General features: G+C 60.7%; 30 protein-coding genes. 11 read left to right on the forward strand and 19 right to left on the reverse strand.

All coding sequences use genetic code 11. The features are described from left to right. The first annotated feature begins 9 nt into the window (after positions 1-9). Entirely contained in the window at positions 10-1,032 is a 1,023-nt protein-coding gene (locus tag AADW22_RS13395) for a DUF2125 domain-containing protein (protein WP_289081735.1), read from the forward strand. 11 nt (positions 1,033-1,043) lie between these two features. Here AADW22_RS13395 and AADW22_RS13400 read toward each other — a convergent pair whose 3' ends face one another. The 4 genes from AADW22_RS13400 to rpsD form a co-directional block, all read right to left on the reverse strand. Continuing rightward, positions 1,044-1,817 carry an extensin family protein gene (locus AADW22_RS13400; protein WP_407473894.1) on the reverse strand — a complete coding sequence of 258 codons (774 nt, stop codon included), beginning with the start codon at positions 1,815-1,817 and terminating at the stop codon, positions 1,044-1,046. Beyond that, entirely contained in the window at positions 1,814-2,734 is a 921-nt protein-coding gene (locus AADW22_RS13405; RefSeq protein WP_005849593.1) for a prephenate/arogenate dehydrogenase family protein, read from the reverse strand. Before AADW22_RS13405 ends, AADW22_RS13400 begins: the two co-directional genes overlap by 4 nt. A 1-nt stretch (position 2,735) precedes the next feature. After that, positions 2,736-3,818: a histidinol-phosphate transaminase gene (hisC, locus tag AADW22_RS13410; protein WP_407473895.1), complete on the reverse strand. Its 1,083-nt coding sequence runs from the start codon at positions 3,816-3,818 to the stop codon at positions 2,736-2,738. Positions 3,819-3,985: 167 nt separating this feature from the next. Next, positions 3,986-4,606, reverse strand: a complete 621-nt coding sequence (rpsD, locus tag AADW22_RS13415; protein ID WP_005849596.1) for a 30S ribosomal protein S4 — start codon at positions 4,604-4,606, stop codon at positions 3,986-3,988. A 486-nt stretch (positions 4,607-5,092) separates the two neighbouring features. On the opposite strand from rpsD, the gene AADW22_RS13420 reads away from it, so the two are divergent. Next, positions 5,093-6,016 carry a PleD family two-component system response regulator gene (locus tag AADW22_RS13420; RefSeq protein ID WP_407473896.1) on the forward strand — a complete coding sequence of 308 codons (924 nt, stop codon included), beginning with the start codon at positions 5,093-5,095 and terminating at the stop codon, positions 6,014-6,016. Between the two features lie 15 nt (positions 6,017-6,031). Here AADW22_RS13420 and AADW22_RS13425 read toward each other — a convergent pair whose 3' ends face one another. After that, positions 6,032-6,619: a DNA-3-methyladenine glycosylase I gene (locus tag AADW22_RS13425; protein WP_289083938.1), complete on the reverse strand. Its 588-nt coding sequence runs from the start codon at positions 6,617-6,619 to the stop codon at positions 6,032-6,034. A 126-nt stretch (positions 6,620-6,745) separates the two neighbouring features. Between AADW22_RS13425 and AADW22_RS13430 the strand changes: the two genes are divergently transcribed. The 3 genes from AADW22_RS13430 (at position 6,746) to phbB (ending at position 9,791) form a co-directional block, all read left to right on the forward strand. Further along, entirely contained in the window at positions 6,746-7,588 is an 843-nt protein-coding gene (locus tag AADW22_RS13430) for an EAL domain-containing protein (protein WP_037966077.1), read from the forward strand. A gap of 121 nt (positions 7,589-7,709) precedes the next feature. After that, positions 7,710-8,885 carry an acetyl-CoA C-acetyltransferase gene (locus tag AADW22_RS13435; RefSeq protein ID WP_005849602.1) on the forward strand — a complete coding sequence of 392 codons (1,176 nt, stop codon included), beginning with the start codon at positions 7,710-7,712 and terminating at the stop codon, positions 8,883-8,885. A gap of 183 nt (positions 8,886-9,068) precedes the next feature. After that, positions 9,069-9,791, forward strand: coding sequence for an acetoacetyl-CoA reductase (phbB, locus tag AADW22_RS13440; protein WP_407473897.1), 723 nt, complete (start codon positions 9,069-9,071; stop codon positions 9,789-9,791). Between the two features lie 92 nt (positions 9,792-9,883). On the opposite strand, the gene AADW22_RS13445 is transcribed toward phbB, so the two are convergent. The 3 genes from AADW22_RS13445 to AADW22_RS13455 all read right to left on the reverse strand — a co-directional run bounded on the left by AADW22_RS13445 (position 9,884) and on the right by AADW22_RS13455 (position 11,137). Further along, the gene (locus AADW22_RS13445) at positions 9,884-10,048 is read right to left on the reverse strand and encodes a YdcH family protein (protein WP_005849604.1); all 165 of its coding nucleotides are present in this window, start codon (positions 10,046-10,048) and stop codon (positions 9,884-9,886) included. Between the two features lie 112 nt (positions 10,049-10,160). Beyond that, positions 10,161-10,910 (reverse strand): tRNA1(Val) (adenine(37)-N6)-methyltransferase, encoded by a 750-nt coding sequence (locus AADW22_RS13450; protein ID WP_407473898.1) that lies wholly within the window; start codon positions 10,908-10,910, stop codon positions 10,161-10,163. Between the two features lie 5 nt (positions 10,911-10,915). Next, entirely contained in the window at positions 10,916-11,137 is a 222-nt protein-coding gene (locus AADW22_RS13455) for a DUF2007 domain-containing protein (RefSeq protein ID WP_009825221.1), read from the reverse strand. Between the two features lie 59 nt (positions 11,138-11,196). Here AADW22_RS13455 and AADW22_RS13460 point away from each other — a divergent pair, with 59 nt between their 5' ends. After that, positions 11,197-12,195 (forward strand): polyprenyl synthetase family protein, encoded by a 999-nt coding sequence (locus AADW22_RS13460; RefSeq protein ID WP_407473899.1) that lies wholly within the window; start codon positions 11,197-11,199, stop codon positions 12,193-12,195. Between the two features lie 26 nt (positions 12,196-12,221). On the opposite strand, the gene AADW22_RS13465 is transcribed toward AADW22_RS13460, so the two are convergent. The 4 genes from AADW22_RS13465 to soxR all read right to left on the reverse strand — a co-directional run bounded on the left by AADW22_RS13465 (position 12,222) and on the right by soxR (position 17,292). Beyond that, positions 12,222-13,079 (reverse strand): 4-(cytidine 5'-diphospho)-2-C-methyl-D-erythritol kinase, encoded by an 858-nt coding sequence (locus tag AADW22_RS13465; RefSeq protein WP_407473900.1) that lies wholly within the window; start codon positions 13,077-13,079, stop codon positions 12,222-12,224. Next, positions 13,076-14,794: a tetratricopeptide repeat protein gene (locus AADW22_RS13470; RefSeq protein WP_407473901.1), complete on the reverse strand. Its 1,719-nt coding sequence runs from the start codon at positions 14,792-14,794 to the stop codon at positions 13,076-13,078. Before AADW22_RS13470 ends, AADW22_RS13465 begins: the two co-directional genes overlap by 4 nt. Before the next feature lie 243 nt (positions 14,795-15,037). Beyond that, positions 15,038-16,687: an electron transfer flavoprotein-ubiquinone oxidoreductase gene (locus tag AADW22_RS13475; RefSeq protein ID WP_005849615.1), complete on the reverse strand. Its 1,650-nt coding sequence runs from the start codon at positions 16,685-16,687 to the stop codon at positions 15,038-15,040. A gap of 152 nt (positions 16,688-16,839) precedes the next feature. Continuing rightward, on the reverse strand, positions 16,840-17,292 hold the full coding sequence (gene soxR, locus AADW22_RS13480; protein WP_407473902.1) for a redox-sensitive transcriptional activator SoxR: 453 nt from the start codon (positions 17,290-17,292) through the stop codon (positions 16,840-16,842). 93 nt (positions 17,293-17,385) lie between these two features. Here soxR and AADW22_RS13485 point away from each other — a divergent pair, with 93 nt between their 5' ends. The 3 genes from AADW22_RS13485 (at position 17,386) to AADW22_RS13495 (ending at position 19,428) form a co-directional block, all read left to right on the forward strand. Further along, positions 17,386-17,769 carry a VOC family protein gene (locus AADW22_RS13485; protein ID WP_009825226.1) on the forward strand — a complete coding sequence of 128 codons (384 nt, stop codon included), beginning with the start codon at positions 17,386-17,388 and terminating at the stop codon, positions 17,767-17,769. A gap of 138 nt (positions 17,770-17,907) precedes the next feature. Continuing rightward, positions 17,908-18,378 (forward strand): transcription elongation factor GreA, encoded by a 471-nt coding sequence (gene greA / locus AADW22_RS13490; RefSeq protein WP_005849618.1) that lies wholly within the window; start codon positions 17,908-17,910, stop codon positions 18,376-18,378. 15 nt (positions 18,379-18,393) lie between these two features. Next, entirely contained in the window at positions 18,394-19,428 is a 1,035-nt protein-coding gene (locus AADW22_RS13495) for a hypothetical protein (protein WP_407473903.1), read from the forward strand. Positions 19,429-19,431: 3 nt separating this feature from the next. On the opposite strand, the gene glp is transcribed toward AADW22_RS13495, so the two are convergent. Genes glp through AADW22_RS13515 form a run of 4 tightly spaced genes read right to left on the reverse strand, consistent with a single transcriptional unit; the run spans position 19,432 to position 23,478 of the window. After that, positions 19,432-21,507, reverse strand: a complete 2,076-nt coding sequence (gene glp, locus AADW22_RS13500) for a gephyrin-like molybdotransferase Glp (protein WP_407473904.1) — start codon at positions 21,505-21,507, stop codon at positions 19,432-19,434. After that, the gene (mobB, locus tag AADW22_RS13505; protein WP_407473905.1) at positions 21,504-21,995 is read right to left on the reverse strand and encodes a molybdopterin-guanine dinucleotide biosynthesis protein B; all 492 of its coding nucleotides are present in this window, start codon (positions 21,993-21,995) and stop codon (positions 21,504-21,506) included. Before mobB ends, glp begins: the two co-directional genes overlap by 4 nt. Further along, positions 21,992-22,594 (reverse strand): molybdenum cofactor guanylyltransferase MobA, encoded by a 603-nt coding sequence (gene mobA / locus AADW22_RS13510; protein ID WP_005849625.1) that lies wholly within the window; start codon positions 22,592-22,594, stop codon positions 21,992-21,994. The genes mobB and mobA overlap by 4 nt, the downstream gene beginning before the upstream one ends. Further along, positions 22,591-23,478: a formate dehydrogenase accessory sulfurtransferase FdhD gene (locus AADW22_RS13515; protein ID WP_407473906.1), complete on the reverse strand. Its 888-nt coding sequence runs from the start codon at positions 23,476-23,478 to the stop codon at positions 22,591-22,593. Before AADW22_RS13515 ends, mobA begins: the two co-directional genes overlap by 4 nt. Positions 23,479-23,526: 48 nt before the next feature. Between AADW22_RS13515 and AADW22_RS13520 the strand changes: the two genes are divergently transcribed. Then, positions 23,527-24,261, forward strand: a complete 735-nt coding sequence (locus AADW22_RS13520) for an AzlC family ABC transporter permease (RefSeq protein ID WP_005849629.1) — start codon at positions 23,527-23,529, stop codon at positions 24,259-24,261. Beyond that, positions 24,261-24,593, forward strand: a complete 333-nt coding sequence (locus AADW22_RS13525) for an AzlD domain-containing protein (protein ID WP_005849632.1) — start codon at positions 24,261-24,263, stop codon at positions 24,591-24,593. The genes AADW22_RS13520 and AADW22_RS13525 overlap by 1 nt, the downstream gene beginning before the upstream one ends. Here AADW22_RS13525 and AADW22_RS13530 read toward each other — a convergent pair. From AADW22_RS13530 to AADW22_RS13540, 3 genes are all read right to left on the reverse strand, one after another. Continuing rightward, positions 24,582-25,184 (reverse strand): hypothetical protein, encoded by a 603-nt coding sequence (locus tag AADW22_RS13530; protein ID WP_037966046.1) that lies wholly within the window; start codon positions 25,182-25,184, stop codon positions 24,582-24,584. The genes AADW22_RS13525 and AADW22_RS13530 overlap by 12 nt on opposite strands. Positions 25,185-25,215: 31 nt before the next feature. Beyond that, positions 25,216-25,350 (reverse strand): aa3-type cytochrome c oxidase subunit IV, encoded by a 135-nt coding sequence (locus AADW22_RS13535; RefSeq protein WP_005849635.1) that lies wholly within the window; start codon positions 25,348-25,350, stop codon positions 25,216-25,218. Between the two features lie 89 nt (positions 25,351-25,439). Next, positions 25,440-25,925 carry a DUF6173 family protein gene (locus AADW22_RS13540; RefSeq protein ID WP_407473907.1) on the reverse strand — a complete coding sequence of 162 codons (486 nt, stop codon included), beginning with the start codon at positions 25,923-25,925 and terminating at the stop codon, positions 25,440-25,442. Positions 25,926-25,927 lie beyond the last annotated feature (2 nt).

Here is a 25,927-nt window from a genome sequence, read left to right on the forward strand (position 1 = left end):
TTGGGTAAAATGGGCAAGGTCGTGTTGGTTATTGTCGTTCTGGCGGCGGTTTGGTGCGGATGGTGGGTCGCTGCCTCGTCCGGATTGCAGCGGGGCATCGCGAAACTGATCGAAACGCGCCGCGCAGCCGGATGGCAGGCAGACGTGGGCGAAATGAAAAAGCAGGGCTTCCCCACGCGGTTGCAAACCCGTCTGACCGATGTGACCCTGACCCCGCCGGCCCAAAGTGCCGGGCGCGGGATCGCCAGTGCCGTCGCGGCAAAGCGCATCGACATCTCTACCCCCGCATACTGGCCCGGATATGTCACCGTTGCCTCGCCCTATATCGAACTTGGCCTGTCCGGCCCCAACTTGCGCGCCATGTTGTCGGCCGAGGACGTGACAACCGATCTGCGCCTACGCCCCAGCGTTTCCGGCCAGCTGGACCGGTTGACGCTGGACGGCGGTGCCTGGGTGCTTGACCTACCCGTCACCGGCCCTGTCGAGGGGCGCGGGTTGAACGTCAGCGCTGTGCAACAGACCGTCGGCCAGCCGATCTATGAACTGGCGCTGGACGCGCAGAACGTCACCCCCAGTGCTGCACTGCGCGGCCTGTTCGGCCTGCCCGACGATTGGGCAGAGGCGTTTGACACCGTCACCGCCAAAGCGACCATCACCTTTGACCGGCTGTGGGACCGTAAGGCCCTTGGCCGGACCCGCCCCCAGCCCCGCGTGATCGACCTGCGTCATGCCGAGCTTGCCTGGGGCGACATTGCCCTGTCCCTGAGCGGCACAATTGCGGTCGCCGAAGATGGTCTGGCAACAGGGACATTGTCGGTCGCGGCACAAGACTGGCCGACGATGCTGACCATGGTTGAGAGCGCGGGATACATCCCCCCCAACTTCCGCCCCCAAGCGGAACAAATGCTGAAGGGGTTGGCGCAAATGTCGGGAAACACCGATGCGCTGGATCTGGACATCACCGTGAAGGACGGAAAGATGTCTATGGGTTTCATTCCCTTGGGCCGAGCACCCAAGATTATCTTGCGCTGAATTGCGTTAAATCAACGGCAATAGGTCCCCTTGCGATACCGCGCCGTGTCGAAATGAAAGTGATCCAGATGGAAGCGGTTCGCTTTCGGGCCAAGCACGGTGCCAAACGGCCCGCAGGCCCCCTTGTGCACCCGACGCATGGCCTTACGGCTGGCGGGGGCATTCCAGCCCTTCAACACACTGACCTCGGCTCCGCTGTGCATCTGGAAACCCGAGATATCGATCGCCCGCCCGCGCCCGTGTTCTGATATCTTGCCACCCGGCTGGTTGTTGCGCGTCCGGCAGGCGTAATGGGCGGCGACACGTAGCCCTCGCAGGCCACCCTGACCGGCAAAAGCGGGCTTTGCCGATTGATCAATCCATGTTTTCAATGCTTTGGCAGTCTTGCAATCCATCACCGCCGCTTGGCTCAACCGCACGCCCGACACCGACTGGATCTGCACCGCATCGCTGACGCCGCAGCCCTTGAGCTTGGGTTTCACCCGTCCGATCGCCTTGCCCTGAATGGAAATATCCCCGCATACAGCGCCCTTGGCCAGCAGGCGGCGCTTGGCCTTGGCCGCTTGCTCTGCCTTACGGCTGCGCAGGCTGGGCCGTAGCGAGTAGGCGATCCCGCCCGTGGCCGCTATCGCGCGTTTGGCCCCCGCATTGCGCGGCGGCGTGGCAATCGACCCTTGGGGTGTCAGCGCAGCACCCCCGGCCACTGCCGGCGGGCGCAAAGAGGTATCGGGGCCGGCCAGTGCGGCACCGGAAAGCAGCGCGTATATCAGCGCCGCCCGGATCATTTATTGCCGGGTTGGCGACCAAAGTTCGGCGCGTCCGTGTCCTGCCCCGCTTCGATAATCCCGCGACGGATCGCGCGGGTACGGGTGAAGTAATCATGCAGATGATCGCCATCCCCCATACGGATCGCGCGCTGCAAGGCGAAAAGCTCTTCGGTAAAGCGGCCCAGAATCTCGAGCGTGGCCTCCTTGTTGGTCAGGAAAACATCGCGCCACATGGTCGGATCGCTTGCCGCGATGCGGGTAAAGTCGCGAAAACCCGCGGCGGAATATTTGATCACTTCGCTATCGGTCACACGGCGCAGATCATCGGCCACGCCCACCATCGTATACGCGATCAAGTGCGGCGCATGGCTGGTCACCGCAAGCACCAGATCGTGATGCTCCGCATCCATTTCCTCGACATTGGCACCCATACCATCCCAGAGGTTCCGCAACCGCGAGATCGCATTGGCGTTGGTGTCGGGCACAGGCACCAGCAGGCACCAGCGGTTGTCAAAAAGCTCTGCAAAGCCGCTGCGTGGACCGGAGTGTTCGGTCCCCGCCAAAGGGTGTGCGGGGATGAAATGCACCCCGTCGGGCAGCAGTGGGCCCACTTGCGCGATCACATCCGCCTTGACCGACCCCACATCCGTCACCGTGCAGCCGGGTTTGAGATGCCCGGCCATCTCGGCCGCGACCGACCCCATGACGCCGACGGGCACACAAAGCACCACCAGATCCGCGTCTTTCACCGTCTTGGCAATGGAATCGCAGACCTCGTCGCACAGGCCAATCTCGCGGGCGGTGTCGCGGGTTTCGGCGCTGCGTGCAAAGCCCGACACATGGCCCGCAAGCCCGCCGCGCTTCATCGCCCAGAACATCGAAGAGGCGATCAGCCCCAAGCCGATCAGCGCGACTTTCTCATAAATTACGGGCATATCAGTCGCCTTTAAACTGTCGGATCGCATGCACCACGCGGCGGCATGCGCTTTCATCGCCCACGGTGATCCGCAAGCAGGTCGGCAGCTGGTAGCCCGCCACGCGCCGCACGATCAATCCTTGGGTCTTGAGGTATTCATCACAGGCCTCGGCCTCGTCCTGCGACTTGAACCGTGCGAGGATGAAGTTCGCGCAAGACACATCAGACGGCACGCCGATCTCTGCCAGCGCATCAGCCATCCAACTGCGCCATTTGGCGTTCTCGCTCCGGCAATGGGCGGCGTAGCCGGTATCCTTGATCGCCGCCGTCGCGGCATTCAGCGCGGCCTGCGACAGGTTGAACGGCCCGCGCACACGATTCAGCACGTCGATAATATGCGCCGGAGCATAGCCCCAACCGATCCGCAGCCCGCCCAGACCGTACAGCTTGGAGAACGTCCGCGTCATCACGATATTATCGTGGCTATCGACCAAAGCCGCGCCGCCGTCATAGCCTTCGACATATTCGGCATAGGCCCCGTCGAGCACCAGAATTGCCTGTTTGGGGATACCGGCGGCCAGACGTTCAATGTCGCTCAGCCCGATCATGGTGCCGGTGGGGTTGTTCGGGTTCGCAATGAACACCAGCCGCGTTTTGTCGGTGCAGCCCGCGAGCAGCGCATCCACATCCGTGACCCGTTCGTTTTCGGGCACCTCGACCGGGGTCGCCCCGTTGGCCAGCGCGGAGATCCGGTACATGCCAAAGCCGTGCACCGTGTGCAGCACCTCTGTCCCCTCGCCCGAGAACGCTTGGCACAAAAAGGCGATGATCTCGTCCGAGCCGGCCCCGCAAATAATGCGGTCAGCGTCCAGCCCGTGCACCTGCGCGATCGCCTGACGCAGCGCGGTATGATCAGAGGACGGATAGCGATGCAGATCATAGGACGCATCGCGGAACGCTTTGACGGCCGCGTCGGACGGGCCAAGCGGGTTCTCGTTCGAGCTGAGCTTGATCACATTATCAAGCCCCGCCACATGGGACGCCCCGCCTTGATACAGCGCGATGTCCATAATGCCGGGTTGCGGGCGAATAGCGGTTGTCATCTGTCATGTCTCCTGTCGGGCGGACCATAAACGCGCGCCGTCGCCAGCGCCACTACGATCTTGTCCCAGCGTCATATGGCCCCGCGCTAAAGGCGCGTCACCAAACGCAAAAAGGGCCACGCCGGTCTTTCCAGCGTGGCCCCTTCGGCATTGATATGCGAGGAACCTTAGTTCTTGGCGTAGAATTCGACCACGAGGTTCGGTTCCATCATGACAGGGTATGGCACGTCGCCCAAAGCGGGGGTGCGCACGAATGTCGCTGTCATCTTGGAGTGATCCGCCTCGATGTAGTCAGGCACGTCACGCTCTGCCAGTTGCGTCGCTTCGAGCAGGGCAACCATTTGCTTGGAACGGTCACGCACTTCGATCACGTCGCCTTCTTTGACGCGGTAGGAAGGAATGTTAACCTTCTTGCCGTTCACTTTGACGTGGCCGTGGTTCACGAACTGGCGCGCAGCGAAAACGGTCGCGACGAATTTGGCGCGGTATACAACGGCGTCCAGGCGACGCTCCAGCAGACCGATCAGGTTTTCACCTGTGTCACCTTTTACACGCTCGGCTTCGCCGTAGATGCGGCGAAATTGCTTTTCGGTCAGATCGCCGTAGTAGCCTTTCAGCTTCTGCTTGGCGCGCAGCTGAATGCCGAAGTCGGACATTTTGCCCTTGCGGCGCTGACCGTGCTGGCCGGGGCCGTATTCACGACGGTTCACTGGGGACTTAGGACGGCCCCAGATGTTTTCGCCCATACGGCGGTCAATTTTGTGCTTGGCAGCTGTACGCTTAGTCACGGCTGTTCTCCTTTTTGAGGCCCCCGCAGGATTGCGACGGGCGGTAAAGGGCGTTGTCCTCTGGCCGAAGCCTGACAGGGTTCCCCTTGCGGGGTCCACCAACACCAATCAAGCGGCGCTTATACGGTGCTGCGGGTTGGAGTCAATGCACGAACTTGGCCCAATTAGCCTCAAATCGTAGCTTATTAGGCAGCAGCGGCCGGGAAGTCCGTGAAAATGCGCATTTCGATGAACGCTCCGCCGCCCTACGTCATGTGACCCGCTGAACGTTGCCTTAAAATCGCCAAAATCGTTAACAAAAGGTTAAAGCGAGCACTATTAAGTTGAAAAGTTAACGATTGTCACGCAGCATCAAGGTGTTGAACGGTTTGAGGGGGCTAGTGTGACGCATAACATGGGCTATCGCGGCGGATACCGTTGGCATCCAATGCACTTCATCGGAACTCGTAATGCAGTTGTGGTGCATAGCGTCGAAAGACCACGCGCATGAGAATCTTGGCCGTCGAGGACAATCAAGATCTGCGCAATTTGCTAGAAGAATATCTTCGGACGCAAGATCACGAATATGTCCGCACGGCCGCCTCCGGCAAGGAAGCGCTTGAAATCATCCATAGCGCGCCTGTTGTTTTCGACTGCCTCCTGCTCGACATCCAGATGCCGGAAATGTCCGGCGTAGAGCTGATCCCCCACATCCGACAAATCGACGGGTACGAATTTGTGCCCATCATCATGCTCACCGGCGTGAAGAACAGCGAAAGCATCGCGAAATCCTTTGTGGCGGGCGCGTGGGACTATATCATCAAACCGTTCGAGTTCTTCGACCTTGAGGCACGCATTCATGGTGCAGAAATGCGCAACGCCGAATTTGTCCGGCACCTGAAACGCCCGCATGAATCCCCCAACCAAGAGAATTTCGACGTTCTGAAAGAGCTCGCGCTCGACCGTCCGATGTCGCCCTCCGAGCTTTCCGAGAGCGGCCTTGTCCCGCAGGACGCCTTTGAAAACTGCATTATGCGCATGCAATCCGAGTTTGGTGGCGGCATGCAGATCGCTGTGATCGTGCTGCAGAACTTTGCGGATGTGCTTGCGCAGGTTCCGCAAGACCAGCGCGTCGAGTTTTCTGTCGGATTGGCACGCAGGTTGACCGATGCGCTCAGCAGCCTGAACCTTATCGTGACATATCGATCAAACGGCACCTTCGCCGCGCTCTCGCCCGCGCTTAAAACGCAATCCACGCTCAACATCGCTGACGTGGTAAAGAACGCGGTCCAGACCTCGCCAGAGGCAGCATGTCATCGCGATATCGTGGTCAACGTCGACTACTGCCGCACCAAGGCATTCTCGACCAGCGGCGACACGATTGTGATGCTTGACCAACTCGCAAAGCGCCTAAGTTCCGTTACCGCCTAACATGGTCAAAGTGACCTAGCCAGCGTCCCAGTCATGTTTGGGCCTTTGCGCCACAGCCTGATGACGGGGACAGCACGTCAAATGGTCATTCACCATGCCCACAGCCTCCATGAACGCATAGACGATTGTCGGGCCGCAGAACTTAAACCCCCGTTTTTTCAAGTCAGCCGATATCTGCTTTGAAAGCGGCGTCCATGCGGGAACATCCGACTGACGCTCAAACCGGTTTTGCAGTGGCTCGAACCCCACGTATTTCCATAAATACCGATCAAATCCCTCCTTCTTTTCAATCTCTTGCCAAACGCGTGCATTTGTAATCGCCGCCTCGATCTTTCCGCGGTGGCGGATAATGCCGGGGTTGGCGAGCAAGCGTTCAACCTCGGCGTCACCCCATGTGGCGATGACATTAGGGTCAAAACCGGCAAAAGCCTCGCGGAAATTCTCTCGCTTTTTAAGTATCGTGATCCAACTCAGCCCTGCCTGAAAGCCATCAAGGATCAGTTTTTCCCAAAGCGCGCGGCTGTCATACTCCGGCACACCCCAGTCAGTGTCATGATAATCCAGATAAATTTGCTCTGGCCCAGCCCAGTCACACCGCTGCATCCACATCCCCTTCTCCGACGGATCTAGCCGGATGGCTAAAATTTGTACTGCATTGCCGCGTTAACCCGGCGTTACAAGTTTCCGCGCCAAGGTGACATGAGTACAGCGATAAATGGAAGCGCCACTTTGGAAGATATATCACCACACCCGCTTGCCGATCTGCCCGAGGGAACGAAAAACCCGCTCGACTACGCGCTGACCCAACGCGACGGCAGCACATTGGCCATGGTCAGGGCTGCTGTCGCGCATAATCAGACATTGATGGCATACCAGCCTGTCATGCGGGACGCGGACGACCCCAAAATCGCCTTTTACGAGGGGTTTATTCGCATTCTGGATCCCACCGGTCGCGTCATCCCCGCCCGCGAATTCATGCCCGTGGTCGAGAAGACCCAGCTTGGCCGCGAGATTGATGTGCTATCGCTCAATGCGGGGCTTGCCGCGCTGAGCGAAAACAAAGGGTTACGCCTTTCCATCAACATGTCTGCGCGCTCTATCGGGTATGCGGGATGGACGACCCTTTTGAACCGGTGGCTGTCGCGCGACGGTACCATTGGCGAACGTCTCATCCTGGAAATTAGCGAAAAATCGGCGATGCAAATGCCCGAACTTGTCGCCAGCTTTATGGACCAGCTCCAGACACGGGGCGTTTGCTTTGCATTGGATAACTTTGGCTCTGACTACATCGCCATCCGCTATTTGAAAGAGATGTTCTTTGACATTCTGAAGATCGACGGGCAGTTCGCCCGCGGCGTAAGCGACCACCCCGACAATCGTGCAATCGTGTCGATCATGGTGTCGATCGCGCGCAACTTCGACATGATAACCGTCGCCGAACAGGTGGAAAATCAAGACGATGCATCCCTGCTTCTCGCGCTTGGGGTCGATTGCCAACAGGGCTTTCTGTATGGCGCACCAACCACCCAACCCTACTGGCAGAGCACGCCGGAAGAGCGCAAAAATGCGTAAGCGAACATGGCGCGATTGCCGCATGTGCAGCAATGGGATATGTCCAAACTATAGAAGACGGGGGAACGGGGAAACGCCGTATTATATTACCCCACGTCAGTAGTTCAGGGGAAGAACACATATGACCAACGTTGTCATCGCATCCGCAGCGCGCACGCCTGTCGGCAGCTTCAGCGGATCCTTTGCAAATACACCCGCGCACGATCTGGGCGCCGCGGTACTGAAAGAGATCGTCGCACGTGCAGGCATCGACCCTTCCGAGGTCAATGAAACAATTCTGGGTCAGGTTCTGACCGCTGCTCAGGGGCAAAACCCTGCCCGTCAGGCACATGTGAATGCGGGTCTGCCCATCGAAAGTGCTGCATGGTCGATCAACCAGGTCTGCGGCTCTGGTCTACGCGCGGTCGCTTTGGCAGCGCAGCACATCCAATTGGGCGACGCCGATATTGTGGCAGCCGGCGGTCAGGAAAACATGTCGATGAGCCCCCACGCACAAAATCTGCGTCCGGGCCAGAAAATGGGCGACATGCAACTTATCGATACGATGATCCGCGACGGCCTGTGGGATGCGTTCCACGGTTACCATATGGGCCAAACAGCTGAAAACGTTGCCGCGAAATGGGACATCAGCCGCGACGCCCAAGACGCATTCGCGGTGGCCTCGCAGAACAAAGCCGAAGCCGCCCAGAAGGCCGGTAAATTCCAGGACGAAATCGTGCCTTTCACCGTCAAAACCCGCAAGGGCGAGGTGGTTGTCGATCAAGATGAATACATCCGCCACGGTGCCACGATGGAAGCGATGCAGAAACTGCGCCCCGCCTTCACCAAAGACGGTTCCGTCACAGCAGCCAATGCGTCCGGCCTGAACGACGGGGCCGCTGGCGCATTGCTGATGTCCGCGGACAACGCCGAAAAGCGCGGCATCACACCTTTGGCGCGCATCGCGTCCTATGCGACCGTTGGCCTGGACCCGACGATCATGGGTGCTGGCCCGATCTATGCATCGCGTAAAGCGCTTGAGAAAGCGGGTTGGAAGGCCGAGGATCTGGACCTTGTCGAAGCCAACGAAGCGTTCGCGGCGCAGGCCTGCGCGGTCAACAAGGACATGGGGTGGGATCCATCGATCGTGAACGTGAACGGCGGTGCCATCGCAATCGGCCACCCCATCGGTGCCTCCGGCGCGCGCATCCTGAACACGCTTTTGTTCGAGATGCAGCGACGCGGCGCGAAAAAAGGCCTCGCGACCCTGTGTATCGGCGGTGGTATGGGCGTGGCCATGTGTCTTGAGCGCCCATAACGCTGGATAATCGATCAAGCGTGGCGCGTGTTCGGCAAGAACGCGCGCCACGCGAAAAACATCTGCTTTTTCCCTGCGTAAACTGTTGCAATGAATTTCAAGCCTGACTACAAATTCCCCACGTAATTAAATTACGAAATTAACAAGGCAAACGAAACAACATTGCCTTAAGGGGAGAGATTTATGTCACGTGTTGCACTTGTAACAGGGGGAAGCCGCGGGATCGGGGCGGCTATTTCCACAGCTTTGAAAGACGCCGGATACACCGTCGCGGCAACATATGCCGGGAACGACGAGGCAGCCGCGCAGTTTGCAGAAACCACGGGCATCAAAACCTACAAGTGGAACGTCGCCGACTATGACGACTCCAAAGCCGGGATTGCCAAAGTCGAAGAAGATTTAGGCCCGATCGACGTGGTCGTAGCAAACGCAGGCATCACCCGCGACGCGCCTTTCCACAAGATGACGCCCGACCAGTGGAACGAAGTGGTTGGCACCAATTTGACGGGTGTTTTCAATACGATCCACCCGGTTTGGCCTGGCATGCGCGAACGAAAATTCGGTCGCATCGTCGTCATCAGCTCGATCAACGGGCAGAAAGGTCAGTTCGCCCAGGTGAATTATGCCGCGACCAAAGCAGGCGATCTGGGCATTGTGAAGTCACTCGCGCAGGAAGGCGCGCGTGCCAATATTACCGCGAATGCGATCTGCCCCGGCTATATCGCGACGGATATGGTGATGGCGGTGCCCGAGAAGGTGCGCGACTCTATCGTGGCGCAAATCCCGACCGGCCGCTTGGGCGAACCCGAAGAAATCGCCCGCGCGGTTGTATTCCTAGTCAGTGATGACGCGGGCTTTATCAACGGGTCCACGATCACCGCGAATGGTGCACAGCATCTGGTCTAAACGGCCTACCTGAACGCAAAAGGCCAGCGCATTTCGCGCTGGCCTTTTTGTCGGCGGCCCACCAATGGGCACGCCAACGGAATTGAAATCTATCAGGCGGAAAGCCGGGTAATTTCCTCTTTCAAGCGCAGCTTTTCCTTCTTCATATTCGCAACCTTTAGCCCGTCCATACTCGGCGATCGTTGGGCCTGTTCTACAGCGTCACTCATTGCCAAATGCTTCCGTTTCAGAGCATCCAGATGTGCGTCAAAAGCCATGTAACTCTCCTTAGGTTATGTTGCGTAGAATGATTGAAGCACGAAATATTCCACCTGTCACGCGGCAGCGCAGCAAAACTATCGACAAGTTGAGATATCGGCGAGAGGCTGCTTAGAATGGCAGCGCTGCGCCCTCGCGCAGGACCGCTCGTATTTCGGGCACATAGCTGTCGCCGTCGCTCAAATGTTGTGCGCCTTCGTGCATGATAAGGGGCGCGTTCAAGCGAAACGCCCCCCGCCCGCTTTTGCGCGCACGCAGGATGACCAGTTCAGCCATGCGACCAATGCGCGGTGCGATCGGCAGCACCTCTATGCTGCCCATATCATGGGGTAGCGCGCGGATCAGATCGGGCAGGCGTTGCGCCCGATGGATAAAATGCGCCTGTCCTTTCGGGGCAAGGCGTTTGGCCGCGATCTTGACCCAGGTTTCCAAAGGGGTCGCTTCACCCAGGGCGGTTTCACGACCGCTGTTGGTCGCCGCGACAGAGGCGTGGCGATCAAAATACGGCGGGTTGGCAAGAACGTGGTCAAATTGTCGCTGCCGCAGGGCCAGCGGCATAGCATCAATGTCGGCCTCGACCACTTCAAATGCTGGATTATTGCGCCGTGCAAGCGCGGCATAGGCAGGCTGGATCTCGACCCCCGTCAGCTGCAAGCCCGGCACCCGCGCGCCCAGACAAAGCGACGCCGCCCCTACCCCGCAGCCCAGCTCTAGCACGCGCTGACCGGCCTGCGCCGGAACCGTTGCAGCCAATAAAACAGGGTCGACGCCCGCACGGTAGCCTTTACGCGGCTGCCACAAATGCAGTTTGCCGCCCAGAAACGCATCCCGCGTGAGCGCGTCGGGGTCAAAGACGTCCACAGCGGTTATTTGGGCAACCCGGTGGGGATGTCGTTGTCGCGCAACACCCGCGTTGCGGCGGAGTGATCGTCGTCGTGCACCATCAAGCGGCGGGGGAAAATGCCGATCCCGCCTTCAAGCACGCTCATGTTTACGTCCAGCGGAAAGCAGTCTATATCCTCGCCCTGAAGAAGGGCGCTGGCAAAGGCGATTATTGTCGGATCGGTTGTGCGCAAAAGTTCCTTCATAACAGAGATGTAAGGGCAATCGACGTTGATTGTCGAGCCTTCCAATTAAGGTCGTGTAAATGACGAGCGAAAACACCCAGAAACCACATGACCGGATGGCGGCCTATCTCAACGCGGATATGACCGCGGTGAACGATCTGATCCGCGACCGCATGGCGTCAGAACATGCGCCGCGCATCCCCGAGGTCACGGCGCATCTGGTAGAGGCAGGCGGCAAGCGGCTGCGCCCGATGCTGACCCTCGCTGCGGCGCGTCTGTGCGGCTATGACGGCCCCTACCACGTGCACCTTGCCGCTACGGTGGAATTCATTCACACCGCGACCCTGCTGCACGACGATGTGGTCGATGAAAGCGCGCAGCGTCGCGGGCGGCCGACGGCCAACTTGCTGTGGGATAACAAATCTTCGGTGCTGGTGGGCGATTACCTTTTCGCGCGCAGCTTCCAGCTGATGACCGAGACGAATAACATGCGCGTACTGGCGATCCTTGCCAATGCCTCCGCCACGATTGCCGAGGGCGAGGTACTGCAACTGACCGCCGCGCAGAATCTGGCCACGGATGAAGGCATCTACCTACAGGTCGTGCGCGGGAAGACAGCGGCGCTGTTTTCGGCGGCGACGCAGGTGGGCGGGGTGATTGCCACGGCCCCTGACGCACAGGTTCAGGCCCTGTTTGACTATGGTGATGCCTTGGGGATCGCGTTCCAGATTGTCGACGATCTGCTTGACTACCAAGGCGACCCGAATGCCACCGGCAAGAACATCGGTGATGACTTCCGCGAGCGTAAGCTGACCCTGCCCGTGATCAAGGCGATCGCCAAAGGCGACGCGGCCGAACGTGCCTTCTGGACCCGCACCATCGAGAAGGGCAAGCAGGAGGACGGCGATCTTGAACACGCTGTGTCACTGCTGAATGCACATGGCACTCTGGATGAAACCAAGGCAGAGGCGCTGGCATGGGCGGAACAGGCCAAGACTGCGCTGAACACCCTGCCGGACCACGAGCTGACGCAGATGCTGCGCGATCTGGCCGACTACGTCGTTGCGCGTATTAGCTAATCGCCCCCCATTGGGGCGCGTCGAAGCTACCCCAGCATCGGTGCGGCGGTGACCCACCAACCGGGCTGTGCCGCAGCAATACGCGTGACGGCGCGCTGCGCCAGTGCCTCGGTCTCGTAAAGGCCAAAGCAGGTCGCACCAGAGCCCGACATACGCGCCAGCAGCGCGTCCTTTAGGCTGCCCAGACACTCTGCCACCTCTGGCACCACCTGGATCGCCGGTGCCTCCAGGTCGTTGCGCTGTGTGGCCAGCCAGGCGGCGAACGCAGGCGCGCTGGTGAATGCGGGCAGCTCTTTGGGCATGGGCGCGTTGGCGCGGGACTCGAGCCTTGAGAAGACCTCGGGCGTGGCGGCGGATCTATTCGGGTTGATCAGCACCAGCCAGCAGGGCGGCAGCTTGGGCGCGGGCGTCAATCGCTCGCCGATCCCCTCCATCCGCTGGGGGGTGTCATGCAGGCAAACCGGTACATCGGCTCCCAGTCGCGCCACATCCTCGGGCACCGGAAGCCCCCAATGCGCCGAGAGCAAGCGCAGCGCCGTGGCCGCATCCGCTGATCCTCCGCCGATCCCTGCCGCGGCGGGGAGGTTTTTCGTCAGATGCAACCGCGCCCCCCTGCCCGCGCCCGCGTCCAGCAGCCTTGCCGCACGCACCACGAGGTTGCGGTCATCATGGGGGGCGGCACCGCCATAGGGACCATCGATAAACAGCTCAAGCTGGTCAGAGGGAGACACCGCGATCCGGTCGCCCACGCCGGCGCGCACCACAAGACTATCCAGCAGATGGTAGCCATCGCTGCGCTGCCCAGTGACATGCAGGGTCAGGTTCACCTTGGCCCAGGCGAAACCCGCGTTGGCAACCCCGAGGGCAGCGGCTTGGGTCGTCATTTCTCGGCAGAGGCTTTGCTAAGCGGCTCGGCCCCTTCTTCGGCCAATACCGCGTCCAGCCCCACCTCGAGCTTGCGGCGCATGCGGTCGGGATCGGCCTCGCTGTCTTTGTCTTCTGGATCCACAAACGATAGCGCCCGACGCCATTGGAATTCAGCCTCGCGTTGACGGCCAACGGACCAGTAAACGTCACCCAGGTGATCGTTGACCACCGGATCGACGGCGACCAGTTCAACGGCCCTTTCCATCTGGTCGACGGCCTCTTCGTAGCGGCCCAAACGGTACAAGACCCAGCCCAGTGAATCGACGATATAGCCTGATTCAGGGCTCGCCGCGACGGCGCGTTCGATCATGTTCAACGCTTCGTCCAAATTGCGCCCCTGTTCCACCAGCGAATAGCCGAGGTAGTTCAGCACCTGAGGCTGATCCGGGTTGATCTTGAGAGCGGCGCGAAAATCACGTTCGGATGCCTCGCCATTGCCAGAGCGTTCTTCGGCAATGCCGCGGGCGTAATACAGCACCCAGCGTTGCGGATTGCTGTCGGGTGTCAGCTCTATCGCGCGGTCATAGGATTTGATTGCGGCCTTGAAGTTGTCCTGCGCCCGCAACGCATCGCCCAAGGCGGAATGGACCGACGGCAATGTGCCGTGGCTGCGGGTCAACTGTTGCAGAACCTCGATCGCCTGTTCCGGTTTGTTCGACCGTCGCAGCGCCGCCGCACGCCCGAGTTCGGCTGCGTGATAGGCGGGGTTGTCGGCGGGTACGTCCTGCAGTTCCTCGATCGCCAGCTCGTACTGGCCGATGTTTTCCAGCAGATCCGCGGTCAGCAACAGGTCGTCGATATGATCGGGGCGCAGGTAACGCGCGATGCGCGAATAAAGCAGCACATAGTAGTCACCGGCACTTTCATTGCGCAACACGGCAGCGAAGGTAAAGAAGACTTCGGCAATGCCAGCCTTGGCATCGGGGATCTGGGTAAAGGCGACCTGCCCCTCCCCCTGCAAGGCGGCGACCAAGCCGTCAAGTTCGGGGTCGCTGCTGGCCCCGAAACTATCGGTCAGCAGCGCAAGCGCCTGTTCATTTCGCCCGAGCTGGCCCAGGATTTCCGCCCGCGCGATCACACCGCGCCGTGTCTGCCCTGCCGATCCCGCCTGGTTCGAAGCAAAGATCGCCTCCGCCCCTTCGTAGTCGCCGACGGACGCCAGTGCCAAAGCCTTGTGATACAGCACGAACCCCTGCATGCTGGCTTCTTTGCTCAGATCGTCGAACTGGGTGATGGCGGCGGTCATGTCGCCCACGCCCACATGCGCCCAAGCCTTGACCAGACCGTCCACCCAAGGGCCGATCCCGCCCTCGTCGGCGGATTGTTCGATCAGACCCGCATAGTTTTCTTCCTGCGCCATGCCAGCGGTTGTCACCAGATAGGCGATCTGCCCGGGCTGGTCCGACGCGGCCATGATGCGCGCCAAAGGCAGGGCGCGGTCGATATCCCCCAGAGAGAGCAGCGCCAGAACCGTGCTTTCAAGGAATTCGGGGTTCTTGGGATCAAGCGCCAGCGCCTCGCCATAATACTTGGCAGATTCCGCAAAATCGCTGCGCACCGCAGCATGCCGACCGGCAAGATAGGCCCCCGCCGCCGATTGCGCCTGTAAGGGCATTGCAACGGCTCCGGTCAGCGCCAAAACGCTTGCGGTCAACAGAAGGTTACGGATCATACTGGCACGCCTCATTTGTATTTGGCGCAAGGCTAACAGGTTCACGACCAAGCGCAATGCCGCCTATCCAAAGGGACATCCCGCTTATCCTCTATCGGCGGAACCTTGCATGAAAAAAGGCGCGCCGCAGCACGCCTTTGATCGATTTCATCCAGTAAGTGATGCCTACACGTTAAGCCCGCAAGCGACGCTTACATATTAGGCCCGCAAGCGACGCTTACATGTTAGGCCCGTAAGCGACGCTTACATATTGGGATAGTTCGGGCCATCCCCACCCTGCGGCGTGGTCCAGACGATATTCTGCGTCGGATCCTTGATGTCGCAGGTCTTGCAGTGCACGCAGTTCTGGAAGTTGATGACAAAGCGCGGATCCTTGCCGTCTTCCTCGACGAATTCATACACGCCCGCAGGGCAATACCGCGCCGAGGGGCCAGCGTATTCCGGCAGGTTGATGTTCACCGGCACCGACGGGTCCTTCAGCGTCAAATGCGCGGGCTGGCTTTCGTCGTGGTTGGTGAATGAAAACGCCACGTTGGTCAGACGGTCAAAGCTGAGCTTGCCATCGGGCTTGGGGTAATCGATCTTCTTGTGCTTGTCGGCCTTTTCGGTCGCTTCAGCATCGGATTTACCATGCCCCAGAGTCCCCAGCAGCGAGAAGCCGAAAGTATTGGTCCACATGTCGAACCCACCCACGGCGAGCGAGGTCACAAGGCCGTACTTGCTCCACAACGGTTTGACGTTGCGCACTTTTTTCAGGTCTTTGCCGATCTCGCCGCTGCGGACATCTTCCTCGTAGGCGGTCAGCTCGTCACCGGCGCGGCCCGCTTGGATCGCGTCATAGGCCGCTTCAGCGGCAGCTTTGCCCGACAGCATCGCGTTGTGGTTGCCCTTGATGCGCGGCACGTTGACCATGCCCACCGAACAGCCCAGCAACGCCACACCGGGTGCGACCATCTTGGGCATCGACTGGTAGCCGCCTTCGGTGATGGCGCGTGCGCCGTAGGCCACGCGCTTGCCGCCTTTAAGCAGCTCGGCAACCATCGGGTGGTGCTTGAAGCGCTGGAATTCCATGTAGGGGAACACATGCGGGTTTTTGTAGCCAAGGTGGACAACGAAACCGACGTACACCTGGTTGTTTTCGATGTGATAGATGAACGACCCGCCACCCGCGTTGCTGTTCAAAGGCCAGCCCATCGTGTGGGTCACGGTGCCCTCTTTGTGCTTGGCGGGGTCGATCTCCCAGATTTCTTTCATGCCAAGGCCGTATTTCTGCGGCTCTTTTCCGGCGTCCAGATCGTATTTCGCAATCACCTGCTTGGACAGGCTGCCGCGCACGCCTTCGGACAGGAAGACGTATTTACCGTGCAGTTCCATACCGGGCTCATAGCCGTCGCCCTTGGTGCCATCGGCACTGATGCCGAATTCACCGGCCACAACGCCTTTGATCTCGCCATTGTCGCCATAGACAAGCTCTGAGCACGCCATACCTGGGAAAATCTCTACCCCAAGCTCTTCGGCCTGTTCTGCCATCCAGCGGCAGACATTGGCCATGGAAACGATGTAGTTCCCGTGGTTGTTCATCAGCGGCGGCATGGGGAAGTTCGGCACCCGGATTTTACCCGCCTCGCCCAGCATGTAAAAGTTGTCTTCCTCGACCTTGGTCTTGATCGGCGCGCCTTTTTCTTTCCAGTCGGGCATCAGGGCGTCCAGACCGATCGGGTCCAGAACCGCACCCGACAGGATATGCGCCCCCACCTCAGAGCCCTTTTCCAGCACGACCACATTGCAGTCGGCGTCGAGTTGTTTCAGACGGATCGCGGCGGACAGACCGGCAGGGCCCGCACCGACGATAACGACGTCATATTCCATTGCTTCGCGTTCAACTTCGGCCATTTGGGGCTCCTCTTCGGGCAGAAAACGGTTTGGATTTCGCTAAACCAGCACGGTCGCTATTGCAATCGCAACACAGCGTAAATTAGCGCACCCACGACAGTTTGCATCTTAAATGTTGCAGGTGCAGCAATATTGTTTCGCATCGCAAAATGCTAGCTGCGCGGATCTCCCATCAGATAGCGCGGCCCCTGCCCTTTCTCTCCCGCACGGTCTTGAGGGTTATAAAGCGCACAGGCCTGTAGGCTCAGGCATCCGCATCCGATACATCCATCTAGGTCGTCACGCAGGCGGGTCAACGTCGCGATGCGGTCGTCCGGCGTTGTACGAAACGCCTGGCTGATACGCGCCCAGTCCTGTTTGGTGGGTGTGCGCCCATCCGGCAGGCGATCCAGCTCTTGCTTGATCTGCGGCAAGGTAAAGCCGAATTGCTGCGCGATCATCACAAAGCTCAGCCGCCTCAGATCGGCACGCTCGAACCGCCGCTGCCCGCCGCTGTTGCGCCACGGTTTGATCAACCCTTGCGCCTCGTAATAGCGGATGGCGGACACCGCCAAGCCTGTGCGCCGCGCCAAAGCGCCAATCGACAACCCGTCATTCACCGCCATAGACATTCCCCGAAATAATCCTTGACCTAAAGTTAGGTTTAGAAATTACACACCATAGGGTCAACGTCACAAACACGGAAGGAAGACCCGACAATGCCAGCACAATTGGAACATGCAAACATCACCGTAACCGACCCGCAAGCCACCGCCGCCTGGATGGCGCAGATCTTTGGCTGGCGTATCCGCTGGCAAGGCGATGCGATAGCGGGCGGGCATACTATTCACATCGGAACCGACAGCTCATACGTAGCGCTTTACACACCGGAAAAGACGCCGGCCACGGGCACCAGCAGCTATGACACCACCGGCGCGCTGAACCATATCGGGGTGACCGTCGATGATCTGGACGCCGCCGAAACCTTGGTCAAAGCGCAGGGGTTCACGCCGGTGAACCACGCCGATTACGAACCCGGGCGGCGCTTCTATTTTCGCGATCACGACGGTGTTGAATACGAGCTGGTCCAATACGATGACTAAGCGCGGATTGCCGCGGACGGGCTGACTCTGCTCTTGCAATCGCGGGGCAGTTTGGGTCAGGTAAGGATCAATTCAAATCGGTTGCACCCTCGGACGACAGTTCGGGGGCTGTGACCCTCATTGCGTGGACGCCCCCTGATGGAAAAAATCCCCATGACCCGCGCCGGTCACACGGCTTTGGAAACCGAACTCAAGCATCTGAAGTCGGTTGAACGCCCTGCCATCATCAAAGCCATCGCCGAAGCCCGCGAACACGGTGACCTGTCCGAGAACGCCGAATACCATTCCGCCAAGGAAAAGCAGTCCTTCATCGAAGGCCGCATCAAAGAGCTCGAAGGCGTGATCTCCCTTGCGGATGTGATTGACCCGGCCAAGATGTCCGGCGCGATCAAGTTCGGCGCGACCGTGACCCTCGTGGACGAGGACACCGACGAAGAGAAGACCTACCAGATTGTTGGTGAATACGAGGCCAACATCGAAAAAGGCCTGCTGAACATCAAATCCCCTATCGCCCGCGCCCTGATCGGCAAGGAAGAAGGCGACAGCGTCGAGGTGCGGACACCCGGGGGGGACAAATCCTATGAGGTTCTCAAAATCGTCTACGCATAAGCCGGGGACAAAGAGATGACCGACAAACCGCAGCTGAAACCGAACGCGCCGCGCCAATCCGCGCGGTCGACCCCCTTTGGCGTCTATTCGCGCCCGAACGACGGCGGGATCTCGAACATTGAACTCATCGCCGCAGCGCTAAGCGCTGTTTGGTTGCTGGGGTCCGCGATCTTTTTCTTGATGCTGCCGTCGGATCAGCAACCTGATACGGGCGGCGCCGGCTTGCGGTTCCTGATGACGATGCTGGCGATCTTCATGCCCGTAGGCATGATCTGGGTCGCCGCAACAGCGGCCCGCGCCAGCCGTGTCATGCGCGAGGAAAGCAAACGCTTGCAGGCCGCGATCGACGCGATCCGGCAGGCGTATATCGCGCAACAGCAAGGGCAGAACCTTGGCGCAGACGCGACCGTCGCGCGCAAGCTGGATGAAATCGCCGCCGCCGCCCGCAAGACCGAAAGCACGCTGGCCACCTTCCAAAGCCGCCGCGACGCCAGCACCCGCCTGGCGCCTCTCAAGCCTGCGGTGGTCGATGACCAGCCCGCGCTGGCGCTTGGCACCTCGGCCGCGGATATGACCCCGCCGCTGTCGCATGAAGATTTCATTCGCGCGCTGAATTTCCCCGAAACGGCAGAGGATACCGAAGGCTTTTCGGCGCTGCGCAAGGCGTTGAAAGACCGCAATGCATCCCAGCTGGTGCAGGCCTCGCAGGACGTGCTGACGCTGCTTAGTCAGGACGGTATCTATATGGATGACCTGCGCCCCGACCGTGCACGCCCCGAAATCTGGCGCCAATTTGCCCAAGGGGCCCGAGGCCGTCCGATCGCAGCTTTGGGCGGCATCCGTGACCGGTCCTCGCTCGCGCTGACCAGTGCCCGCATGAAGCAAGACCCGATCTTCCGCGATGCTGCGCATCACTTCCTGCGCCGTTTCGACCGCGCCTTTGCCGCCTTTGAAGCCGAGGCCTCTGACGCCGACATCTCGGCACTGACCGACACGCGCACCGTGCGGGCCTTCATGTTGCTGGGCCGCGTTGCGGGGACGTTCGACTAGCGGTCAGGTGATCCCGAAAGACCCATAGGGAATATAGCGCACCAGATCGCCCGGCTGGATGTCGGCCGCGGCGTCCGGGAGCTCCACCAATCCTTCGGCCCAAGCCAGCCCGCTGATCCGCCCCGACCCTTCAGAGGCAAAGACCTGCACCCGCCCGTCGCGCATTCGCGCGCGCAGATACTCGCGCCGCCCCGGTTTCTTGCGTTTGCTGAAATCTGCGGGCACGTCGAACCCCTGCGGTACAGGCCAGTCCTGCCCCGCCAGCCGCGCTAACGCGGGGCGCGCGAAAATCAGGGTGCAGACCATAGCCGCCACGGGGTTGCCCGGCAGACCAAAAACCGGCGCGCCTTGCCACATGCCAAGCGCTAAGGGCCGCCCCGGTTTGACCGCAATGCGCCACAGGTCAAGCGCCCCCGCCTCGGACAAAAGGGCCGACACGTGGTCCTCATCCCCCGCCGACGCACCACCGCTGGTCAGGATCGCGTCGACACGGCCCTGCGTCTCATCCAGCCGCCTGCGCAAAGCAGCGCGATTGTCACCCACATGCCCCAGATCCACCCCCTGATGGCCGAACTGCGATACCAACCCCAGCAACATCGGGCGGTTCGCGTCGAATATCTGACCCTCGGCCGCGGTCCGACCGGCCTCGACGATCTCGTCCCCTGTCGATAGCACACCAACGCGCAGCGACCGATGGGTCGACACAGACGCCGCCCCCGTGGCCGCGAGCAAGGCGATATCCGCCGCTGTAATCCGTCGTCCTGCGCGCAGTGTCACGGCACCCGCCGTCACATCCTCCCCCGCTTTGCGGGTATTGGCACCCTGTTTCACCGGACCGTTGAACCGCAGGGTGCGCCCGTCGATGGTCACGTCTTCTTGTAGCACCACGGTATCGACGCCTTCTGGCAGCGCGGCCCCCGTCAGCACGCGCATCGCCTGCCCTTCGGCAAGCGCCCCCGGCGCGTCGCCTGCCGCCGCGCGTCCCTCGGCCAGCGGCATCACATGGGCCCCGGCCGCGCGCCCGCCGGCAAAGCCATAGCCATCAACAGCCGTATTGGGCAGCGGCGGATTGGCGCGGCGTGCCAGCACATCCGCTGCGGCGATGCGCCCCAAGGCAGCAGCCAAAGGCACGTCTTCGACAGGGGTCACCGGATGCAGCCGTGCCCGCAGCTGCGCCAGCGCCTCGCCCACCGGCGTCCAATGCACGCCCGGCGGCAGGGCAAAACAGTCGTTGCGCAGCGGTGGCGGGGCCTTGAGCAGATGTTCGAACCCCAGACCGAAAATCCAACCCTCCTCCGCTGCCTCGACATCCAGCATCTGCGCCAGATCGGCGGCGGTGACGGCGGCCAGCTGCCGCGCCAGTTCCTGCACCTGCCAGGCATCCTTGACCCTGTTGTCAGGGGCGGGCCCTACGGTGAGCGACGGCCAGATCTCGGCAAAGACCACCTGCGCATCCGGCCTTTCAAACGGCCAGACCGCGACATGATCGGCAAAACGAGCACGCAGGCGTGACAGCACAGGCAGCCCCATGACCACCTGCGACCCGACAGCCCCTGCCCCGGCCATTTGCCAGCAGGTGAAACTGCCCTTGGCACGCTGTTCCGCCGCACGCTTGTCGGGAAACGGGTTGGCGTAGCCTGCCTTGGTGCGCGGCAGCCCTGCGATATCGCGGTTGGGCAGGCCGTTGGCCCAGAATGGGCCGCTGCCGTCGCCCAGACCCAGATTGATCTCTGCCACCAGATCGAAACGGTTGTTACGGTCTGGCGCGTCTTCGACCCGCGCCTCGAACCACTCCCACAGGGCGAAGGGATCGTCGCTGCCCGTCAGGGCCTCGGCAAAACCGCTGGGGTAGGCAAAGGGGAAATCGAAGCCGATGAACAGGCGGCGATCCTGCGCCAGCTCCGCTTCGATCAACGCGGCGATCCAAGCTTCTGCCTCGGACCGGTTGCGCAGATAGACGGGCGGGTCCGAGATGCCTCCCCGTGACACCCCTGCCCAAATCGCATCTTTGCGCGGGGTTGGTCCGGTGTCATTACCGCCGGACCAATCGACCACAACAAACGTGTCGAAATGGCTCACAAGCCCACCTCGGCCAGAATGAAATCGGCGATGGCGCTGGTATCATTCAGATCGAACACGGGGCGATCCAACGTCATGGGGGTGTCGCTGGCAATCGCCTTGATCGTCGGATCCTCCGGCGCGATCAGCGCATTACCGGTTTCGGCCCGATGCGCTTCGACCTTGGCGTGACCGTCGCGCTTGTAGCCTTCGACCAGCACCAGATCGACGGGCGCAAGCTTGGCCAGCAGCGCGTCGAGCGTCGGTTCATCCTCGCCCTGCAACTCATGCATCAGGGCAAAGCGGTTGCGCGAGGCCAGCAGCACCTCGCGCGCGCCAGCGACGCGGTGGCGGTGGCTGTCCTTGCCCGGATGATCCACATCAAAACTGTGGTGCGCATGTTTCACGGTAGACACTGAAAACCCGCGGCCCGTGATTTCGGTCACGAGGCGTTCCATCAGCCCCGTTTTGCCTGCGTTTTTCCAGCCGACAACGCCGTAAACTCTCATAGCATCTCCTGTGCGCGGGCCAGATCTTGGGGGGTGTTGATGTTAAAGAACGCGTCCTCATGGGGGAACAGCGCTTCGCGGCCCTCATGCGTTTGGGTCCACATCACGACCTTGCGCAGCCCCCCCTGCAAGGCGGCGCGCAGATCGTCGCGTAAGGCCACAGGCCAGAGGCCAAAGGTCGGATGCCGCGCGGTGCCGCGTTTGGCATCCGGCGTGGCGGCAAGCACCAGCGGATGGGTCATCCCCTCGCTTGCCAGCAACAGCTGCGGAACCAGATCACCGGGGAAGAACGGCGTGTCTGCCGCCGCCGTGACGATGGTATCCGCGCCTTGTTCAGCGGCCCAATCCAGCCCGGCCAGCACGCCCGCAAGCGGACCGGCGAACCCGTCGATACTATCGGGCAACACCGGCAACTTCAGCCCCGCAAACCGCGCGGCATCACCATTGGCATTCAACGCGACGCGATCCACCTGCGGGGTCAGCCGTTCAATCACATGACCCAGCACGCTTTGACCGCCAAGCTGCAACAGCCCCTTGTCGCCGCCGCCCATCCGCGTCGCCTGCCCACCGGCAAGGATCACCCCAAGTGGCTGTTTCATGCGCTGCCCTTTCGCCCAGATCGTTTCGGTTCATCCGCGATTCCGTCGGGGTCCGCGTCACGGATCAGACGGTCCTCGCCCGCCAGACACATAAAGCGTTTGCCCTTCATCCGGCCGATCAGCGTCAGCCCGACCTGCTGCGCGATCTCTACCCCCCAGGCGGTAAAGCCGGAGCGCGAGACCAGCGCGGGGATGCCCATCATCGCGGTCTTGATCACCATCTCGGAGGTTAGCCGCCCCGTGGTATAGAGGATCTTATCCTCGACCGAGACTTTTTCAGAGAGCATCCAGCCCGCGATCTTGTCGACCGCATTGTGGCGACCCACGTCCTCCATATAGACCAGCGGGCGATTGCCCTGACACAGCACCGTGCCGTGAATCGCCCCGGCTTCCAGGTACAGGCTCGGCGTGCGGTTGATCTGCGCGCTAAGGTCATACAGCCACGAGGTCCGCAGCGGGGTCGTGGGCAGGATCACGCCCTCCAGCCCCTCCATCATATCGCCGAAAACCGTACCGACCGCACAGCCGGAGGTACGGGTCTTCTTGCGCATCTTGTCTTCGTAATCGGTTTTGCGGGCGGTGCGGACCACGACGACCTCAAGCTCTTCGTCATAGTCTACACTAGTGATATCCTCACCGTCGCGCAGCATGCCCTGATTGCGCAAGAACCCAAGCGCGAGGTATTCGGGGTAATCGCCGATCGTCATCGCGGTGACGATTTCCTGCGCGTTCAGATATATCGTTAGCGGGCGTTCCTCGACCACATTGATCGTTGTTTCTGCCCCTGTTTGGTCGCGCCCGGTCACAGCACGGGTCAGCCGCGCCAACCCCGGTTGCGGTGCGATCAAATAAGCATCGGTGTCTGTCTTGACGGACAATTGCATCCCCCCAAAGCGGCAGTTAAGCATGTCCCGGCAATCTAGGGGGAACGCATGGCCATCACCACCACGAAATCGGCCTTTCGAAAAGGTCTTGCCGACGCCGCACCCTTTGTTCTGGTGATCATCCCCTTTGCGTCGCTGTTTGGCATCCTCGCCACCGAGGCGGGATTGAACGTATTCGAAACGCTCGCCTTTTCGGTTGTGGTCATTGCGGGGGCAGCACAGTTCACCGCATTGCAACTGATGCAGGAACATGCCCCGACGGCGATCGTGCTGGCCTCTGCGCTGGCGGTGAACCTGCGGATGGCGATGTATTCCGCGTCGCTGACCCCTTACATCGGCTCCGCCCCGCTGTGGCAACGCGCGCTGGCGGCCTATCTGACGGTCGATCAATCCTATGTCTGCGCGATGGCGCAGTACGAGAAACAGCCCGATATGACGATCCCGCAGCGGATGGCGTATTTCTTTGGCTGTGTGACCCCGATTGTGCCGCTGTGGTATTTATTCACCCTGGTGGGGGCGATGGTCGGCGCGCAGATCCCCGAAAGCTGGGCGCTGGACTTTGCGCTGCCGATCACCTTTCTGGCCATGATCGCGCCAATGTTCCGCACGCCGGCCCATGTGGTCGCGGCGCTGGTCGCCTCTGTCGCGGGGCTGCTGACGGCGGGTGTGCCCTATTCGCTGGGGCTGATCATCGCGGGGCTTGCGGGGATGATGGCCGGTGCGCAGACAGAGCTTTGGCTGGAACGGCGCCAGCCCCAACACCCTGAACAGGACGCGGTATAATGGATCATATCAACACCGGCACACTTTGGTTCGTGATCATCGCCCTTGGCCTTGGCAGCTTCGGGCTGCGCTTTGTCTTTACCGGATTGGTGGGCGACCGCGAGATGCCCGCATGGCTGCTGCGGCACCTGCGCTATACGGCGGTAGCGATCCTGCCCGCGCTAGTGGCCCCGCAGGTGATCTGGCCCGCAGCCACGGACGGGCAGCTTGATCTGCCGCGCATGGCGGCAGCAGCTGCGGCCCTGACAATCGGGGTGATCACCAAAAACGTGCTGCTCGCCATCATCAGCGGTGCAGCAACGCTTTACAGTCTGCTTTGGTTACTGGGCTAGAAGCGACGCCTGCACCGCGTCGATCACATCGCCTTCGTCATTCTCGTAGTATTTTGTCGTCGTGACACCGGGCAAGCTGGCGAACTGTTCGCTGAGCTTGGCCGGATAGAAGGTCTTGGAGATGCTTTCGAACCCTTGGACCTGCGACAGAATGCCCGAGGTCGCATTGGCGCAGAACGCCCCTGCTACCGTGCCGTTCGACATCACAAGCTGCAAGATCTGTTCCGCCTGCGCGTCCGTCACCTGAAGTTCCTGACTGACAACATGGTAGGTGCTGCGTGCGTGCGAGGATTTGTAGCCTTGAATCCACTTGGGCGTCATACCGTAAAGCACGTCGCCGCGTTCGATCACGCGCGGATCGCGGAAGGAACCGGCGGGGTCAAAGATCACCTGCTGCGAGCCATTGACCACCAGCGCCGTATGGCCGCCGCTGCCGGTGCGGTTGTTGATCATCGTCATCAACGTGATGGATCGCGGCCCCGGTGCCACATAGGCGGCCGCCGCGACTTCTGCCGGTGTGTTATCAATCCCGGTATCATTCGCACAGGCCGCAAGCAGCCCGACGCAGGCCAAAGCCATCCAAACACGCATAGAAATATCCTGTCGGTTAGGTTTGCCCGCCTTAGCGCGCGAAGATCGCCATAAAGACCAGAATGGCAATAATCACGATGCACGACCATTTGACGAAGTTCATGAAGCTGTCAAAAGTCTTCTCGTGCGTGCTGGTGTCCATCGAGCCGTGTTCATGTTTGGCCATTTGCGCGATCCTTGTCTTAACGTGCGTATGATTTGAACTGGGGAATACTGTATTCATCGGCCTATGTCACGGCATCAAAATGCGCGGGATCAAGTGTTTTCGTCTGTCTGTGCCGGCTCTTGCGTCTCAAGGTCTTGCGCCAAGCGGAAACCGATACGATTCGCGGGGGCTTCCTGCACCGCTTTGGGCAGCGCACGCAGGGCGACATTCAACTGGGTGACATGCTGCACCAGCTGCATCCGTGCCCCGGCGTTGTCCTTGCCGTAAAAGGTCACGATGTCCGGATCGAAATAGCCCATACCCTCGATCCGCAACACACCGGCGTCACCGCCTGCGAACCCCATCGCGACCTCGTGGTCGCCATCCAGCTGCTCTTCGAAATTTCTAAGGTAAAGCACGACCCGCTCGTAGGCCCATTGCGCCGGTGATTTCTGCGCGGCGGGCTTTTGGGTGATCCCCTTTGGCACCGGCTGGTCAGAGGCATTGCGTCTGTCGGGGTCCGAATGCACCTCGTAGAGGCGCGGCAGCGCGTCGGCCTCGATCGCCTCGGCCGCTGTCTTGATCTCGTTATCCATCG

Origin of the sequence: Sulfitobacter sp. PM12, assembly GCF_045586035.1 — a bacterium.
Taxonomy (GTDB): domain Bacteria; phylum Pseudomonadota; class Alphaproteobacteria; order Rhodobacterales; family Rhodobacteraceae; genus Sulfitobacter; species Sulfitobacter pontiacus.

What these genes read in the sequence shown, in the direction of transcription:
- AADW22_RS13395 (WP_289081735.1), top strand. Translation starts at nt 10, where the DNA reads ATGGGCAAGGTCGTGTTGGTTATTGTCGTTCTGGCGGCGGTTTGGTGC.
- AADW22_RS13400 (WP_407473894.1), bottom strand. Translation starts at nt 1,817, where the DNA reads ATGATCCGGGCGGCGCTGATATACGCGCTGCTTTCCGGTGCCGCACTG.
- AADW22_RS13405 (WP_005849593.1), bottom strand. Translation starts at nt 2,734, where the DNA reads ATGCCCGTAATTTATGAGAAAGTCGCGCTGATCGGCTTGGGGCTGATC.
- hisC (WP_407473895.1), bottom strand. Translation starts at nt 3,818, where the DNA reads ATGACAACCGCTATTCGCCCGCAACCCGGCATTATGGACATCGCGCTG.
- AADW22_RS13420 (WP_407473896.1), top strand. Translation starts at nt 5,093, where the DNA reads ATGAGAATCTTGGCCGTCGAGGACAATCAAGATCTGCGCAATTTGCTA.
- AADW22_RS13425 (WP_289083938.1), bottom strand. Translation starts at nt 6,619, where the DNA reads ATGCAGCGGTGTGACTGGGCTGGGCCAGAGCAAATTTATCTGGATTAT.
- AADW22_RS13435 (WP_005849602.1), top strand. Translation starts at nt 7,710, where the DNA reads ATGACCAACGTTGTCATCGCATCCGCAGCGCGCACGCCTGTCGGCAGC.
- phbB (WP_407473897.1), top strand. Translation starts at nt 9,069, where the DNA reads ATGTCACGTGTTGCACTTGTAACAGGGGGAAGCCGCGGGATCGGGGCG.
- AADW22_RS13445 (WP_005849604.1), bottom strand. Translation starts at nt 10,048, where the DNA reads ATGGCTTTTGACGCACATCTGGATGCTCTGAAACGGAAGCATTTGGCA.
- AADW22_RS13455 (WP_009825221.1), bottom strand. Translation starts at nt 11,137, where the DNA reads ATGAAGGAACTTTTGCGCACAACCGATCCGACAATAATCGCCTTTGCC.
- AADW22_RS13460 (WP_407473899.1), top strand. Translation starts at nt 11,197, where the DNA reads ATGACGAGCGAAAACACCCAGAAACCACATGACCGGATGGCGGCCTAT.
- AADW22_RS13465 (WP_407473900.1), bottom strand. Translation starts at nt 13,079, where the DNA reads ATGACGACCCAAGCCGCTGCCCTCGGGGTTGCCAACGCGGGTTTCGCC.
- AADW22_RS13470 (WP_407473901.1), bottom strand. Translation starts at nt 14,794, where the DNA reads ATGATCCGTAACCTTCTGTTGACCGCAAGCGTTTTGGCGCTGACCGGA.
- AADW22_RS13475 (WP_005849615.1), bottom strand. Translation starts at nt 16,687, where the DNA reads ATGGCCGAAGTTGAACGCGAAGCAATGGAATATGACGTCGTTATCGTC.
- soxR (WP_407473902.1), bottom strand. Translation starts at nt 17,292, where the DNA reads ATGGCGGTGAATGACGGGTTGTCGATTGGCGCTTTGGCGCGGCGCACA.
- AADW22_RS13485 (WP_009825226.1), top strand. Translation starts at nt 17,386, where the DNA reads ATGCCAGCACAATTGGAACATGCAAACATCACCGTAACCGACCCGCAA.
- greA (WP_005849618.1), top strand. Translation starts at nt 17,908, where the DNA reads ATGGAAAAAATCCCCATGACCCGCGCCGGTCACACGGCTTTGGAAACC.
- AADW22_RS13495 (WP_407473903.1), top strand. Translation starts at nt 18,394, where the DNA reads ATGACCGACAAACCGCAGCTGAAACCGAACGCGCCGCGCCAATCCGCG.
- mobB (WP_407473905.1), bottom strand. Translation starts at nt 21,995, where the DNA reads ATGAGAGTTTACGGCGTTGTCGGCTGGAAAAACGCAGGCAAAACGGGG.
- mobA (WP_005849625.1), bottom strand. Translation starts at nt 22,594, where the DNA reads ATGAAACAGCCACTTGGGGTGATCCTTGCCGGTGGGCAGGCGACGCGG.
- AADW22_RS13515 (WP_407473906.1), bottom strand. Translation starts at nt 23,478, where the DNA reads ATGCAATTGTCCGTCAAGACAGACACCGATGCTTATTTGATCGCACCG.
- AADW22_RS13520 (WP_005849629.1), top strand. Translation starts at nt 23,527, where the DNA reads ATGGCCATCACCACCACGAAATCGGCCTTTCGAAAAGGTCTTGCCGAC.
- AADW22_RS13525 (WP_005849632.1), top strand. Translation starts at nt 24,261, where the DNA reads ATGGATCATATCAACACCGGCACACTTTGGTTCGTGATCATCGCCCTT.
- AADW22_RS13530 (WP_037966046.1), bottom strand. Translation starts at nt 25,184, where the DNA reads ATGCGTGTTTGGATGGCTTTGGCCTGCGTCGGGCTGCTTGCGGCCTGT.
- AADW22_RS13535 (WP_005849635.1), bottom strand. Translation starts at nt 25,350, where the DNA reads ATGGCCAAACATGAACACGGCTCGATGGACACCAGCACGCACGAGAAG.
- AADW22_RS13540 (WP_407473907.1), bottom strand. Translation starts at nt 25,925, where the DNA reads ATGGATAACGAGATCAAGACAGCGGCCGAGGCGATCGAGGCCGACGCG.